This window comes from Staphylococcus muscae, assembly GCF_003019275.1.
Taxonomy (GTDB): Bacteria; Bacillota; Bacilli; order Staphylococcales; family Staphylococcaceae; genus Staphylococcus; species Staphylococcus muscae.
Window position 1 is genome coordinate 767,811 of the sequence record NZ_CP027848.1, and the last position, 16,438, is coordinate 784,248.

General features: G+C 34.6%; 15 protein-coding genes. 6 read left to right on the forward strand and 9 right to left on the reverse strand.

Annotation, left to right across the window (positions count from 1 at the left end):
- Positions 1 to 2 precede the first annotated feature (2 nt).
- The 4 genes from C7J88_RS03720 (at position 3) to C7J88_RS03735 (ending at position 2,808) form a co-directional block, all read left to right on the forward strand.
- The gene (locus C7J88_RS03720) at positions 3 to 404 is read left to right on the forward strand and encodes a YtxH domain-containing protein (protein ID WP_211295803.1); all 402 of its coding nucleotides are present in this window, start codon (positions 3 to 5) and stop codon (positions 402 to 404) included.
- Positions 405 to 485: 81 nt separating this feature from the next.
- Positions 486 to 1,016: an HTH-type transcriptional regulator Hpr gene (locus tag C7J88_RS03725; protein WP_095117322.1), complete on the forward strand. Its 531-nt coding sequence runs from the start codon at positions 486 to 488 to the stop codon at positions 1,014 to 1,016.
- Between the two features lie 51 nt (positions 1,017 to 1,067).
- A complete protein-coding gene (locus tag C7J88_RS03730) occupies positions 1,068 to 1,634 on the forward strand; it encodes a DUF3267 domain-containing protein (RefSeq protein ID WP_095117324.1) in 567 nt (188 codons plus the stop codon).
- A 208-nt stretch (positions 1,635 to 1,842) separates the two neighbouring features.
- Positions 1,843 to 2,808 (forward strand): foldase protein PrsA, encoded by a 966-nt coding sequence (locus tag C7J88_RS03735; protein WP_095117326.1) that lies wholly within the window; start codon positions 1,843 to 1,845, stop codon positions 2,806 to 2,808.
- Between the two features lie 49 nt (positions 2,809 to 2,857).
- Here C7J88_RS03735 and yhaM read toward each other — a convergent pair whose 3' ends face one another.
- The 7 genes from yhaM to C7J88_RS03770 form a co-directional block, all read right to left on the reverse strand.
- On the reverse strand, positions 2,858 to 3,799 hold the full coding sequence (gene yhaM / locus C7J88_RS03740; protein ID WP_095117328.1) for a 3'-5' exoribonuclease YhaM: 942 nt from the start codon (positions 3,797 to 3,799) through the stop codon (positions 2,858 to 2,860).
- A gap of 20 nt (positions 3,800 to 3,819) precedes the next feature.
- Positions 3,820 to 6,744, reverse strand: coding sequence for an ATP-binding protein (locus C7J88_RS03745; protein ID WP_095117330.1), 2,925 nt, complete (start codon positions 6,742 to 6,744; stop codon positions 3,820 to 3,822).
- Positions 6,741 to 7,934: a metallophosphoesterase family protein gene (locus tag C7J88_RS03750; RefSeq protein WP_095117332.1), complete on the reverse strand. Its 1,194-nt coding sequence runs from the start codon at positions 7,932 to 7,934 to the stop codon at positions 6,741 to 6,743. Before C7J88_RS03750 ends, C7J88_RS03745 begins: the two co-directional genes overlap by 4 nt.
- Positions 7,935 to 8,101: 167 nt before the next feature.
- The gene (locus C7J88_RS03755; RefSeq protein ID WP_095117334.1) at positions 8,102 to 8,446 is read right to left on the reverse strand and encodes a YlbF/YmcA family competence regulator; all 345 of its coding nucleotides are present in this window, start codon (positions 8,444 to 8,446) and stop codon (positions 8,102 to 8,104) included.
- A gap of 85 nt (positions 8,447 to 8,531) precedes the next feature.
- Entirely contained in the window at positions 8,532 to 9,662 is a 1,131-nt protein-coding gene (locus C7J88_RS03760) for a DUF445 domain-containing protein (RefSeq protein ID WP_095117336.1), read from the reverse strand.
- A gap of 174 nt (positions 9,663 to 9,836) precedes the next feature.
- Positions 9,837 to 10,301, reverse strand: coding sequence for an XRE family transcriptional regulator XdrA (xdrA, locus tag C7J88_RS03765; protein ID WP_095117338.1), 465 nt, complete (start codon positions 10,299 to 10,301; stop codon positions 9,837 to 9,839).
- A gap of 518 nt (positions 10,302 to 10,819) precedes the next feature.
- Positions 10,820 to 12,106 carry a dicarboxylate/amino acid:cation symporter gene (locus C7J88_RS03770; protein WP_095117340.1) on the reverse strand — a complete coding sequence of 429 codons (1,287 nt, stop codon included), beginning with the start codon at positions 12,104 to 12,106 and terminating at the stop codon, positions 10,820 to 10,822.
- 265 nt (positions 12,107 to 12,371) lie between these two features.
- Between C7J88_RS03770 and C7J88_RS03775 the strand changes: the two genes are divergently transcribed.
- Complete coding sequence (locus C7J88_RS03775; protein WP_095117341.1) at positions 12,372 to 13,247, forward strand: cation diffusion facilitator family transporter; 876 nt, start codon at positions 12,372 to 12,374, stop codon at positions 13,245 to 13,247.
- 93 nt (positions 13,248 to 13,340) lie between these two features.
- Here the strand turns inward: C7J88_RS03775 and C7J88_RS03780 are convergent, their stop codons facing one another.
- Complete coding sequence (locus C7J88_RS03780) at positions 13,341 to 13,967, reverse strand: response regulator (protein ID WP_095117342.1); 627 nt, start codon at positions 13,965 to 13,967, stop codon at positions 13,341 to 13,343.
- A 1-nt stretch (position 13,968) separates the two neighbouring features.
- A complete protein-coding gene (locus tag C7J88_RS03785; protein WP_095117343.1) occupies positions 13,969 to 15,096 on the reverse strand; it encodes a GAF domain-containing sensor histidine kinase in 1,128 nt (375 codons plus the stop codon).
- 123 nt (positions 15,097 to 15,219) lie between these two features.
- Between C7J88_RS03785 and C7J88_RS03790 the strand changes: the two genes are divergently transcribed.
- The gene (locus C7J88_RS03790; protein ID WP_095117344.1) at positions 15,220 to 16,047 is read left to right on the forward strand and encodes an RluA family pseudouridine synthase; all 828 of its coding nucleotides are present in this window, start codon (positions 15,220 to 15,222) and stop codon (positions 16,045 to 16,047) included.
- Positions 16,048 to 16,438: the final 391 nt, after the last annotated feature.

The window sequence follows — 16,438 nt, forward strand, 5'->3', positions numbered from 1 at the left end:
TTATGAAATTAGCGAATGTTACGCTTGGACTTGCTGTCGGAATTGCAACGGGTGTCAGCTTAGTATTAATGGAACGACAAAATCAATCATTGGGTGCCAAAGCACGAGTAGGTACATCATCTGACATTTCAGATGATCTAGATATCATCAAAGCACAAATGAATCAAATTAAAGACCATGCTTTAACGATTAAAGAAGATAGTACCGACTTTGCACAATCAATAGGTGGAGATCTCAAAACAACTTTAGGTGAATTTAAAGCGGATATCACTCCAAATATCAAAAGATTACAAGGATATAGAAAAGAAAATATCCAAAATCGTGGAAATGAAATCACAAATTTTCCAACAAAAAGTAAAATTATGATATATAAATTAAAAATATTTGGTATTTTTAGTGAGTAATATCAAATAATCAGATATACTATAATTAAGCATGGTACATAATGTACCATGCTTTTTATACAGTTGAAAGGAGATAGTCGCATGACCGATAAACAGCACCAAATTGAGAGTATTTTATACACACATAAAGCTGCTATGCTATCAAAAGTCATCTGGAAAAATGCAGAAAATGACTGGCAAGCTTGGCTTAAAAAATCCGGCATTACAATGAATGAACATTTGATTCTAATGACTATTTATGCATTTAAAAAGGTAACTATTTCTGATATTTCACGTTACGGTGTGATGCATGTATCAACTGCTTACAATTTCGCAAAGCGCTTAGAGTCACAAGAATTACTAAAATTAGAAAAAGATACAAATGATAAACGTAATACATTTATCGTTTTAACTGAAGCAGGTCATTCACTTGTAGAAGATATTTTTGACCAATATGATATGTCACATAACAGCATTTATCGTGTAGCTCAAGAATATAATAATGAAATGTTTCAGTTTCCAAGTTTCAGTGATGAACATTATCTTGTTTCTCAATTACAAGGTAAAGCATTTTTAGATGGTATCAATCAATGCCATGATCATCTAAGAGAAAATTTACTTGACGAGAAATAGTTTGCGGTAGATAATACGTATTATCAAACTTTGAATCAAAGGAGTTTCATAATGCTTAATTGTTCAAGATCGATTGACATTCATTCACGGTTTGGTATTCCGCGTATTGCATTTATTAGTTCTGTAACTGTCGTTATCACATTTCTCGTTAGTTTTGAAATGTTTCATTATTATTCCAATGTCCCATTTACGGATAGGCATTTTTTAATATTTATTATTTCGATGATATGCTTATATCCATTACACAAACTGATACATGTCTTAACGGTATTACCTTATTTTCGATATATTAAAATTTACAAATTAATGCCTAAAAAGTGGGTTCCTTTCTACAATATATTTTTAGATAAACCTGTGCATAAATCTTATTTTTGTATTTGTTTGATTGCACCTTTAATCGTTATATCGATTCTGTGTGTCATCATTGCAACGAAGTCACCACACTACGGTCATTATTTGATGTTTTTATTAGCACTGAATGCCGGATTTTCTGTAATGGATATACTCTATTTGAAAGTAATACTATTCTGTAAAAGAGGACAATACGTAGAAGAACACGTCAATGGGTTTGTTCTTTTAGAAAAAAATGGTAAATCTGATTATATGTCTATTGGCTAAGCGATAATGGCTTAGCCAATTTTTTGTATATTTAACACAAAAAATCTGATATATTCTACTTAATTTGCTTTAAAATCCTCTACTATTTTTTAATTCCCTTTTCAACCTGTTTATCATACATTAGTCGTAGATACCCGCTATTTCGTTGGTTAAGCACTATGAATGTGGTATATTATTTGTGTTACTTTTATGTAAAGGAGACAACATGATGAAAAAAGGATTACAAAAACTGATTATTCCGTTATCTGCAAGTGCATTGTTATTAGGTGCTTGTGGTAATAGTGCCCCATCATCAAAAGACGAAACATTGATTTCATCTAAAGCAGGTGACGTCAAAGTAGAGGATGTTTTAGAAGATATTGGTAGTAACCAAATTGCAAGTAGTTCATTTAAAATCTTACTAGGAAAAATATTAGAAGATAAGTATGCAGACAAAGTAGATGAAAAACAACTTGAGAAAGACCTCGATCAGCAAATTGAAAAATACGGTGGCAAAGAACGTGTTGAAAGCTTGCTGAAGCAACAAAAATTAACAATGGATGAATATAAAGAGCAACGTAAACTCGTTGAATATCAAAAGCAATTGCTTAACGAAAAAGTAGAAATGTCAGATAAAGAAATTAAAGAAAAGACAAAGAAAGCATCGCATATTTTGATAAAAGTAAAGAAAAATGATGATGACAAAGAAGGGTTATCTGATAAAGAAGCGAAAAAGAAAATCAATGACATCAAATCACAGCTTGATAAAGATCCTAAATCATTCGATAAAATAGCGAAAGACGAATCAATGGATTCAAGTAGTGAGAATAATGGAAGTCTTGGATACGTCATTAAAGGTCAGATGGTCAAACCATTTGAAAAAGCACTTTTCAAATTAAAAGATAATGAAATCTCAGATGTCGTCAAAACAGATTATGGTTATCACATCATTCGTGCAGACAAACCGTCTGATTTTGATAAAGAAAAATCAAAACTAAAATCAAAATTGATTCAAAATAAAATTCAAGAAGAACCAAAAATCTTAACAGATGCATATAAATCATTGTTAGATGAATATAATGTCGATTATAAAGACCGTGATATTAAAAATGCGATTGAAGATTCTATCTTAAATCCAGAAGCATTACAAAAAGCAGCTCAAGGGAACCAAAATGGACAAGGATTGGGCGTATAAATTTTAAAAACAGGTCATACACATAGTTTGTGTATGACCTGTTTAGCGTTTAATTTAACTTTTCTGGTTTATAGAATCGTCTATTTTCTAAACCTCTAATTTTACCAGTCATTGTACCATCTTCTGTTGATTTCAATGCTTTATCGATAATATTCATTCGTGCATCAATATTATCGATAAAATGTAATATTTCAGCTTCTTTCACTTGTGGTAACTTCGGTGAACCGAATTCCAACTTCCCATGATGCGCTAAAATGAGATGGCGTAATAATAATATTTCTTCGCCTTCTATTTGCAGGTGACGTGCTGCTTCTGCGACTTCATCACTGGCAATTGAAATATGACCTAATAAGTTACCTTCTAGCGTATATGTTGTGGCAACAGGACCAGATAGCTCAACAACCTTACCAATATCATGCAGGATAATACCACTATACAATAAACTTTTATTGATAGATGGATAAATATGACTTAATTGCTTCGCTACTTCAAGCATCGTGATGACATGATATGCCAATCCCCCTACAAAGTTGTGGTGCATTGAACTAGCAGCTGGATAAACAAAAAACTGTTGATCATATTTATTCAAAATATGACGTGTAATTCGTTGTAATGGTGCATTTTCAATTTCAAATATATAATCGCGCAATGTTGCTTGCATGTCTTCTTTGGACATCGGCGCACGATCGATAAAATCACTGATTTGAACACCATCTGACTCTGTTGCTAGTCTGTATTGTGTCATTTTTAGCTGACGATTATTACGATAATTAATCACGTCGCCTTTTACATGAATGACACTCTCTGGCTTTAAAATGTCCATATCCTCTTTCGTTACAGTCCAGAATTTTGCTTCAATCTCACCGCTTTGATCTTGAAGTTTTAAGGTCATATAATCTTTCCCTTGATTCGTTACACCTTGTGTCACTTGGTGCACTAAAAAGAAATGGTCTACCTTATCTCCAGGCTTTAACGTCTCTACATGTCTCATGATACAGCACCTTTCTTTATTTATTTCTCTAATCTATTCAATATGACACTCTGTTTAGCTGTAATCGATGTATCTTGATTACATGTAAAATACAGAATTTGATAATTATCTGGCATTGTTTTTAGAAATGCCATCATACGTTTCTTGCGCGTCGCATCGAAATGAACAAATGCATCATCAATAATAATTGGTAACGAGTAGTATGGTTTCAATATTTTAATTAAGCTGATGCGTAATGCAAAATATAACAGCTCTTTTGTTGATTGACTTAACTCCACTGGATGATACATTTGGCCATCTTTATGGCGCACCATTACTTTTTCATTTTCATATGTCACTTGTGTATACTGTCCATCTGTTAAATGCGTATAGATATCAGTTGCTTCATGTACAACCTTAGGCAAGCGCTCATCTTTAATTTGTTTAATATGTGCATCGACTACTTGCTCTAAATAGCTAAGTGCAGCCCAGTCTTCTGCGATTTCATTCAGTTGCGTTCGCAATAATTGATATTTATGTTTTAAATGACGCAATGTATTATCTGTTTCCATGTGATTGATCTGCGCTGTTAAATCACTCACTTCACTTTGTAACGTTAAATATTTATCATTGTAATCATCAATTTGAGCTTCAAGTTCTTGATGTTCTGCTTCAATTTGTGCTGTTGTTTTATCACTTACTTTTGTGCTCTTTTCATAACCATAATCTTGATTTTCTAAAAACTGTGTTAAGTCATGATAACGAGACAATGATTGTGTGTAATTAACAAAACGATCATGATGTCTATAATAAGTTTCTTCATCTAATGCACCGGTAAAACTAAATAACTTATCAATCACTTCATTGTTATCGTGTAAGCGTTGTTTAAGATGTTTAACTTCCTTTTCCAGTAGTTGAATCTGTTCTTGATTGTGTTGGAACTTTGTTGTTTCAGATTTAGCATGCTCTAGCCATTCTCTTACATCATGAAAAACAGACATCCGATTAAAGTTTTGAAAATGCGGTACCAATATTTGTTCAGCATCACGATAGAACGCATCTAATTTCTCAGTAACATATGCCTTTTTCTCTTGCGTTTTTGTGAGTAATGTAGACTGCTCTTTAAGAGATTGAATCGTTTGTAATGCATCTAATAGCAACTCATCAGATAACTTATCTGATACATGTAGGTCGTGACGAATCCCGTCTACTTTCTCTATACTTTCTTGTTGTTGTAACTTTGCATTTTCTAATTGTTGCTGTAAATGCTGTTGTTTTTTTGTAGAAATTGCTAAGTTCTGCTCACGTTGAACAATACGATCTCTTAGTTGATACTGGTCAGACAAGTCGAAGTTCAAATCATAAGTAGCTTCTAATTGCTTCACTTCTTCTTCAAGCTGACGAATCTCTTCTGAAAAACGTTCGTTGTGACCGACTTCTTTAGTTTTAATCATAAAGATTGCGATAAAAAATACACATGCTAATACTGCAAAGATTGCCCCATATAACATCGCAGGTGCAAGGAATGCGTAGATAGCCATCCCTGCACATAAAAGTGCAATCACAATAAAAATTGATCGCATCACATTCTGTTGCTTTTTCTTTTGCTGTTGTTCTACTTCAAAAGCTTCTTTCATCTTCATGAATAGATTACGTTTTTCATTCAATTCTAATGAACGTTTCTCATAAACTTTTTTCTGTTCGAATGTTTCTTCTGGCACTAATTCTTCTTGAAGTTGTGCTAACTCTGTTTCATGCGATTGATGTGAAATGACATGCTCGTCAAGCATATTTTCATACTGTTTAACCTGATACGTATTGTCTCTCTTATCTTTCAATGTATCACTCATATAGCTTTTTTGAACATCAGATGTATCCACATCATCATGTATTTCTTGCCAACCAATATTTGATTTTAATCCTTCAATTTCACGTTGGATATACTCAATATCATGTACCATTTGATTCAAATCACGTTCGTATTGCTTTATTTCTTCTTCTTGTTTCGCAATTGTGTCGATTTCATTGACAACATCATTGCTCGGTACAAAGCGTTGATGATTCTCATGTTTCAACTGATTGTATTTCTCTTCGCGTAAACCAATATCACGTTCCAGTTGTTGTTTTTGAAGTTTTGCTGCTTCATATCGATCAATTCCTTGTTCTGGGAATGTGACAGGCTCAATGTTCAACTCTGCTTCTAACGCTTTCCATTCTTGAACTTGATCATGCAATGCAAGTTCCTTTTGTTTTTCTTCAAAAAAGTGCGTTAATTGATCAAGATTTTGTTTCACCGTTTCCAAGCGATCTGATGACTTATCACGTGTTTCAACAAGCCTTTGATATGATTCGAGTTGTGTCGATGCATCACGAATTTGTAGTTCTACTTCTTTTAATTCTGCAACTCTCTGGTTAATCTCTGGCTGTTGTCCTGATTTTTTATAAAGTGACTGTTTCTTTTTATGAATGAGATCACGCATACCGATAAATTCGGTCGATCCTAATGCACCTGCTTGCATTAAAAAGTTTTGCAATTGATTTTCTGTCATATGTTTATGGATATCTTGTAGTCCGAGCACATTGAATGAAAATATATCTTGATACGTGCGTTTATCGATATAGTTGAGTTGATGTTTTAACCATGCTTCATCTTTAATAGCACCGTTTGGAAGATATACTTTCACATCCCCTTGTGCACTACCTTTGACACGTTCAACATCCACTTCTGTATTGTCATCTAAAATAAGTGTGACACGTCCACCGTATTGATTGCCCATACGGGGTTCTAATCGAGGTTCGTTTTCTTTACGAGTTGGGAAGCCAAATAAAATCGAATGGATAAATGCTTGTAGCGTTGACTTTCCTGCTTCATTCTCACCGAAAATTTGAGTGATGTGCTGGTTAAACACAACTGTTCGCTTCACAAATTGCCCGTAACCATATATTTCTACCGATTTGATTTTCATCGCTTATCAACTCCCTTCAATTCCGCTTGAATCATCTCTTCTGCACGTTTAATCAGCGCTTGTCGATCATGTTCCATGTAATGATCCAAGTATTTTGAAGCTTTCGGATTCATATAAAGGTCGCTTAATGCCGCTTCATAAATCTCATCTTTCTTAAGCAATTCTTCGTCAAATTCTTCAAAAATAGATGGTGTTTCTAATTCTGTATAGTGAATATCTAAAGAATCAATCATCACAAAATGCTGTTCATTCTCTTCATAATCGATAATCATTGCTTTCACTTGCTCTAACACTTGATGATCAATGCGTTCATCACCAGGTACATTGAGTTGTAAACGATAAAAAGCACGGCCAAAACCTCGAACACTATCCTTGAATGCTTGTATCGCTTCATACAGCCCTTGTTGCGTAATTTGTGTGACATCTAGCGTTGCAGACTCAAAACGAATAAATTGTGTCGGCACGAAACGTGTTTCTAACTTTGCGTAGTCACCTTCTACAATCAAGCAACCTTTTTCACCTTGTTCTTTAAAATGTCGCCCTTGAATATTACCTGGATAATTGATTTCAGGTAAATCACTCAATTGCTGACGTTTATGAATATGACCGAGTGCCCAATAGTGATATAGTTTTTTGTTCAAATCTTCTAATCTGAATTCTGTATATCGATCTGAAATACCTGATTTACTATAAGTTCCATGTAAAACACCGATATGAATCGCTTGACGATCTTCATTTGTTGGATAATCATCAATTTTATTTTCATAACTTGCATCGGTTTCATAACTGAATCCGTGGATATGAACTTTGTCACCCGTCTTCGTAATCGCTTGATACGTTTCAACCTTATTTGAAAAGACTGTAACATTGCTTGGCCAATTGGAAGTAATACGCTCAGATAAAGGATCGTGATTCCCATGAACGATGTAAACAAATATTTGTTCTTTCTGTAAACGTTCAAACTCTTCCTTTAAAAATACTTCAGCTTTCAACGTTCGATTGTGTTGATCAAACAAATCTCCACTAATAATGACAAAATCAACCTGTTCACGTAGTGCGATATCTACAATCGTTCTAAAACTCTCATACGCACTGTTTTCTACATCTCGTAGAATACTTGGACTCAGATGTTGCTTTGATACAAATGGACTATCAAGATGTAAATCTGCACAATGCAAAAATTTAACCATTATCGTTCACTCCTCTTCAACACCCTTTTATGTATTCTTATATTTTAGCACAATTCACCTTTCAATGATGTTACAAATCAAAATACAATGCTCCCTCCAAAGCAAAGATGATGTCCATCGCTTTGTAGGGAGCATTGATCAGTTAAGACACTATTGTATGAATGATATTAGTCTTGATAAATCTCGTCTAAGGGTTTCACAATAATTTGGTTGATTTCTTGGAATACTTGACTCATTTTTTGTTCAGCATTCATTAATGCAGAAATGTTTTCATCTTTTTCGATTTCTTGCGCTTGTTCTTGTGCTTGTTTGATTTCTTCCTCAGTAACTTGTTCACCTTGCATTTGTTTTTGTTGGAAGTTTAATTGTGTTTCACGGAATTCATCAAACAATTTTTTTGAATCTGCATTTGCATTTACTTGCGCATATGCATCTTTAATTGCCTTATATTCGTCACTTTCACGTAACGCTTGTTCTAATTTGTTTGCGTAATCATATAAATTTACAGCCATTATTATCGCTCCTTAATTGTCTATGTTGAAGCTAGTAGTTCTTAACCAACTTCTTTCCATGCTTACGATACCATACTTTCTCTGATTATACAAAGATTGCAATGATTCCTTGGAAGATTCCAATCAAGCCACCTAAAATGAATCCAAGTAACGTAATTAACTTAAGTTCTTTGCCAGCAATTTCCAAAATGAGCTTTTCGATATAATCTAACTCAAAGCGATTGATTTGCTCTTCAATCAACCCACGTATATTGACACGGCGCATAATAGACGATAATCGATTTGCAAGCACACTTAAAATAAGATCCGTGATTTTATCAATTCCGTCAATATCTAAACGTTCAAACAGTTGTGGTACGAGTCGATTCAGTGGTTGATGTGCACGCTCACGGACTTTAAGCTGTTGCAAAACATATTCTGCAACATTGCCATTGAAGTGTTCAAATTGATCTTCAGATAAGAGTTCTTCCAAATTCATCTTTTTAAATGATTGATATTCCTTGTCGATTTGTGTCGCTAATATTTGGCGGGCTTTCGGATGATTCGTTAAACGCACTAACTCTGTTTGAATACGTGTTGCAATCGCTTCATTCGTCATAAACATTTGCAGCATTGAAATGATTTTTCCTTTTTCAATAAAGAATGTATCTAACATCATACAAATGTCATTGTAACCTTTATCCGATTGTAAGTAATGACGGGCTTTGTCTAACAGTACTCCGTCTAGTTCGGCCATTTTATGGTCTAAGACATTTAATACCCCTTGTGGAATGATTTCATCAATTGACTGGTTACGATGTTGTGTATACTTCTTTCTCAACTGTTCTGTTACAAACTGCTCGAGCCACTGATTACTCGTATGAACTACTTCTACATCAAAATGTTCAGCAATTGTTTGAATCGTCATGTCATCACGCTTTAGGCGTTCTACTTGATTCGTCACTGTTTGCTTGATTGTTTGTCTCATTTCAGGTGCATCTAATTTTTCACGTATTAACGATTCCGTTAACAGATGATCTTCAACTACTTGACCAATTTTCACGGCTACTTCTTCTCTTCTTTTCGGAATCAATCCAGGTGTAAAAGGAATACGACGCCCAAATAGGTAGTATGGTTTATATGGGTGAAACAACATTCTAATAGCAATGATATTCGTCACGCCACCAATGACTGCACCGACCCCCATCATAAACAATATTAATAGTAAAACTTTCATTAGATTCCGCCTCTCAGTCTATTCATCTATTTTGTTATTATTCCACATTTTTCAAACTTTAACCAAATTTTCACCCTATTACTTAACTCTAAGCATCTATTTCTTTAAAACACACATAAAAAAGCTGCAACAATTGAATGTCACAGCTAATTATACGTCTTCTATAATTATTTCTTAAGCACGGATTAAATCATCTTTGGCATGACGTTGGAAGTATGTTTCAGCTTCTCTTTGTTTTGCCGTACCGTATAAAGGTTGTTTATCTGCATCTAACACACGGTATAATTCACTTACTTTGTTCGCTTGTAAAATATATCCGCCTTTTGATGAAAGTGTTTCCCAGTAAATATCACTTACTGTTGAATATTTTGGATACGCCGCTTGGTTGCGTGAAATTGTTTGAACGATTTCTAACGGATCACAACCAAATGTACTATTCAAAACTTCAGAATCTCTAAATAACGCACAAATTGAAACACATGTTGTCCAGTTTGGTAATACGCGTTCTTTTTCGATTTGAACAAGTGTCTTTTTAGACAATCCAATTGTTTGTGCCATTGTATCTTGTGTGTATCCCGCCTCGATACGCACCATTTTAAATTTTGCTTGAATTAAATCTGTAAAACTTTGTCTATCCATTTATTATTACGACCTTTCTAAAAGTGAAATTTTATCCGTACACAAGAAATTGCAATTCTACACATTTCTTGAAACACAAATTACATATTAATACATAAAGATGTAAATGAAAAGAGTCATTTTATTAATTTTGGTAAAACTTTAAAAGGCGAAATAGTCGAAAAACTTGTGCACCTATTTTTAAGTTTCTTAATACAACTCTATTTCATCTATTCTTATTTTTTATCCTTATACACTTTACTTTTTTATCATAACATAGTTCAGAAATGACCGAAAGAATCATAATATTTTTCAAACAATTGATATATCAGTATAGCCATTAAAAACGGTGAGGCATATTGATAATGTTAATCATTCACTTAATTATTCTTTTTCAACTCTAGGCTTTTGCACAATAAATAATCTCCTATTCGATTAAATATTTAACAAAAAAACAAAATGCTTCCCTTTAACATGCCACGTCTCATTCAGTAACACGTGGGATTAAAAAGAAGCATTTCAAATATCATTGTAGATGTTTATTCCGCATGCATATGCCCTTTTAATTTTCGTCCTTCTCTTTCAGATAAAATCAATGCACAAGCAGCATCACCAGTGATATTAACAGCTGTACGAGTCATATCTAACAGTCGGTCAATACCTAAAATAATACCGATTGCCGCTGGATTTAAGTCAACGGCTGTCAATACCATTGCTAACATGATAAGTCCTACACCCGGAACACCCGCTGTACCGATTGATGCGATGACAGCAACTAATACAACTGTAATCAATTGACCTATTGTTAAGTCTGCTCCCATCAACTGTGCGATAAAAATTGTTGCAACCCCTTGCATGATTGCTGTTCCATCCATATTGACCGTGGCACCTAAAGGTTGAACAAACGAGGCAATCTCTGGTTTCACGCCCATTCGCTTCGTACATTCCATCGAAACAGGTAACGCAGCATTAGAACTTGAACCACCAAAACCTACTGTAATTGCTGGGAAGAAACCTTTAAAAAATTCAATTGGGCTACGTTTAGCCAAGAATTTCACTGCACCACCATAGACGACAAAGAAGTGAATGAATAATGCTGCGAGTACGACTACGAAGTATAAACCTAACTGTCTAATGGCACCAAAACCTGCACCTGTAAAAGCGTGTGCAACAAGACCAAATGTCCCAATTGGTGCGAATACATTCATCACCATGGAGATAATGTACATGAGCACTTCGTTAAACTGGTCGAAAAATTTATGTACAACTTTTGCTTTTTCTCCGACCATCATAATTCCGATTCCGATAAAAATAGCAAACGTAATAATTTGAAGCATGTTACCATCTGTCATCGCTTCAACTGGATTTTTCGGGAAGAAGTTAATAATTGTTTGGTCGAATGTTTGATTGAACGGTGAATCTTCTGCACTTTTTTGCGCCGTTAATTCTTTTTGGTATTCTGTCACTTCTTCACTTTTTAATAAATCTGAGTGTCCTGCACCTGGCTTAACAATTAATGCTAAACACATTGCTAGCATAATAGCCAAAGCTGTTGTCGATAGGAAGAATACCATTGTTTTAAGTCCAATCCCCCCTAATAATTTCGGATCCCCAACACCGATAACACCAAGTACGATTGATACAAAAACAACTGGTACAACAAGCATAAAGATAAGGTTTAAAAATATTTGTCCGATAAGATTAAATACATATTGATCAGTAAATGTTACAAACTTTGCACCTTCATAAAAGTTGAATACTGAACCAATTGTAATACCTAATACAAGTGCAATAATTATTTTAACTGTAAGTCCTTTAAACTTCATTGTTCATTCATCCCTTTCTTCTAACAAGATTAACTTGCATCATTAAAATCATATTGTTGATATTAAATAAATCGTTCAACAATTTGTCACTATTCATATACTTGCATTCATATGTATAAAAATAGCTTATAAATAATTATAGTCAGAAGATTAACAATATTGCAATGTAATTTTTATTGGCTTTCATCCCATTTTCATTGCATAATAATAAAATGCTATAATGAAAATCAAACATTTCTTTAAATTTTATTTGAGGTGTCCAGACATGCAATTGGATTATAAAATAACACAAGCCAAAAAAGGGGCATGGCTCAGTATTGTCACATATACATTATTAACAATTCTTAAGGTACTATATGGTTGGATAGCAAATAGTCGTGGTCTCACAGCTGATGGTATCAACAACGCAACGGATGTCGTTAGTTCTATTGCGATTCTTGTCGCCTTACAAATCTCTATGAAGCCAGTTGATGAAAATCATCCGTATGGACATTATCGGTCTGAATTTATCGCATCTCTGATTGCTTCGTTTATTATGTTCGCTGTTAGTATCCAAGTCATTATCACAGGCATTCAACATTTCTATCAAGGGCAATTTCATCAACCAAGTCAATCTGCAGTCATCGTTGGTATATTATCTAGTCTCATTATGTTTGTTGTATTTCTGTATAATCATAACTTAGCCAAAAAAGTGAAAAGTAGCGCATTAAAGGCTGCAAGTTATGACAATTTATCCGACGCACTCGTCTCGCTTGGTACAGTCATCGGAATCATTGGCGTCTATTTTGGTGCACCAATGCTCGATACATTGGCCGCAATTATTATCGGTTTGTTAATTATGAAAACAAGTATCGATATATTTAAAGAAACTGCCATCACCTTAACAGATGGTTATGACGAAGATGAGCTATCATACATTCATCAATGCATCACACCGATTGAAGAAATACGGGAAATTAGAGATATTAAAGCACGCAGTCACGGGATGATTTCCTTCATTGATGTGACGATTGCCGTCGATCCTAAACTTACCGTTATTGAAAGCCATGAAATATCCGACTTAATCGAGTCAAAACTGAAAGAACATTTAGGTGAAGTCGAAACAATTGTCCATATCGAACCCTATGAAGCCTCTATCTAACTATTTGTTTTTTGTGCAAACGACACATAATTAGACAATGAAAAAGCACTTTAAAGGTTGTACTTCACAACTTTTAAAGTGCTTTTTATATATTTATATGAGGTGATTACTCATTGCATAAAGGGCAGCCTGTGTTCGGTCAGTCACTTCTAATTTAGATAAAATATGACTCACATGTGTCTTAATCGTTTTTTCAGATACGAATAATGCATCTGCAATCTCTTTATTCGTTTTTCCTTTTGCCATCTCTTTCAAAACTTCTGTTTCACGTTTCGATAATTTGTTTTGAATATGCGGTTTATTATTTACAACTTCCATTACTTGTTGTGCTTCTTTATGAATTACTGTTTCTCCTTCTAAAACGTGCTGAATTGATGCCATTAGTTGTTCTGGCTCAACATCTTTCATCTCATAGCCATCTGCACCTACTTGCATCGCTGAAATAACATGTTCTTCATCAACATAACTCGTTAATACCAATATTTTAACTTCGGGAAATTGTTCTTTTAAATGTTGAATCAACGTTATTCCATTCATTTCAGGCATCACAAGGTCAACAAGTACTAATTCTGGTTGGCAAATATCATCTTGAAGTGCCTCTAACAATTCATGCCCTGAGCTAAAACTACCTACCACCTCAATGTTCTCCCGAGTTGAGAGTAAAAATTCCAAACCTTGTCTTACAATATAGTGATCATCCACAATTGCGACTTTGGCCACTCTACATTCCCTCCCAACTATGATGATTATAAGGCACTTGAACAAACAAAGTCGTCCCGTTCTCTGTTAAAAGCGTAAGTTGCCCTTTTAAAATTTTGACACGCTGCTTTATATTTAAAATACCGTGATGTGCACGTTCATCCACGGCATGGGGATCAAAGCCAACACCATCGTCTTTTATCGTAATCTCAAGCTTTTCATCATCCTGATAAAATTCTACGTATATTTCATCTGTTCCCGCATGTTTTTTCGTATTATTCATTGCTTCTTGAATAATACGATACACATTCGTTTCAATCTTATTTTCTAAGTCAATGAGTCCTGACACAGAGACATGAATATTGATACCAATGAGTTCGGCATATTGCTTCAGAGCATGAACCAATCCTTTTTCTAATCCAACTGGTTTCAGCTGCCAAATGAGTGCACGCATCTCATTCACCGCATTTTGACTTGTCATTTCAATTTGTGAAAAAGCCCGTTTAGACACATCATCTTGCGCCATTTGACCTGCAGCATGCGCAGTTAGTTTCAATGAAAATAACATTTGATTGACTGAATCATGTAAATCACGTGCTAAACGATTTCGTTCATTGATACGTGCTGCTTCTTTCTCTTGATCAGTCAAATCAATTCGTTTAATTGCGGAACCAATTTGAAAGGCGACAGATTCCAATAACTCCAAATCTTCATCACTGTAATGATCTGTATGGGGAGTCGCAACATTTAACAGTCCGAATTGTTCTGTGCCTGATTTTAGCGGAACTGTCGCATGATGCGTAATATCGTCAGTTTCTGTCGCAAATTCACGGCTCGCAAGATTGATACGAGAGCAGTTGATAATATTCGAAGCCTTCGTAAGTTTTTTATTATGATACGATTGGACACACCAACAAGTTCCTTCAACCATATACTTACACTGATGATTCGTTAAAGCTTTCGGTAAAGAACGATGTGCCGCTAAAGTATGTGCGCCCGTATCATCAATAAAGAAAATCCAGCCCGTTGTAAAATCACTGCCTTCAATTAAATAATCCAACGCACCATCCATCATCGACTGCAACTCTGTCTCTTCATTCAAAAACTCCGCAATCTCTTTTAATAACGCCAATCGTGTCGGTTTCTCCATCGTCTCATCTCCCCTATTCCACTCATTTGTATTATACATGTTCTCTTTTATCGTGAAAAACATATCGCCTAGTCACAAGCGATACAAATTTATGTTATGATAGAAAGGCTTAAGGAGGCTACTATGAAGATAAATATCCCTCAACAATTTGATAACATGACATTGAGAGCCATGTTTCAATCATTGAAATTACCAAAAAAAGAACTACATCAATTGAATATGTCGAAAGAGATTTTGATCAATGACAAAACTGCGACATTAAACACAACCGTCCATACAGATGACAACGTCGTGTTACCCGAAACACATGCAGAAAGCCAATATTTACCAAGTTATCGCTACGCAAATATCGTTTATGAAGATGATTACCTTGCGATTGTTCTAAAACCTAAGGGCGTCAAGACACATCCGAACGACATGAAAGAAAGCAATACGTTGATGAACCACGTCATCTATACTTTGAATTGTCCATATGTCGAGCCAATTCATCGACTTGATCAAGAAACAGTCGGATTATTAATCGTAGCGAAAAACCCACTTGTCAAAAAGATTTTAGACCGTATGTTAGAAGACAATGACATTCATCGTATTTACCGTGCGCAAGTGAAGAGTCTCTTACCAATCAAACCACAAACAATCGATATGCCGATAGGTAAAGATAAGTTTCATCCTAACAAACGTCGTGTGTCACCAACAGGCCAACGTGCAGTGACACATATTATCGAATCTGAAATGGTGAAAGAAGGCGTCTGTCAACTATATGTGAAGTTGGATACAGGCCGTACACACCAAATTCGTGTACACCTTGCAGAAATTGGCCATCCCGTTCTCGGTGACCCGCTGTACAGTGATGCAACGTTACGTCAATTGAAATTGGAGAGCTATAAAATCGAATTTGTACACCCATTTACACAAGAAACTGTTTCAGTGTCTTTAGATGATGTAGAATAAGTCGAAACATGAAAAAGCGTACACTCCCGATAAAGGAGCGTACGCTTTTTGCTGTATAACAGACAGTTCAGTAGAAATATAGACATGACTACCGTACAACTTAGTTTATTTAGCTTTTCTTTTAATACATGTAGATACTTTATTTATCGTTCGAGTATTCTATAAATTTTTGTAATGTATAAATGAATAATTCATTTTCTTTTTTGAGATAGCTGTTAGATGAGTCTATGTTTTTGTAAAGATTACTCTGTTTCATATCAATTAGTTCTGATTGTAACTGTTTCAAATTTGCTTTATTATCCGTTTGAAGAATATCATATAATTTTTTAAATTCTACTTCAGTTATTTCTCTAAATGGTTTAATTAATTCATACTCTGCTTTTTGTCGATT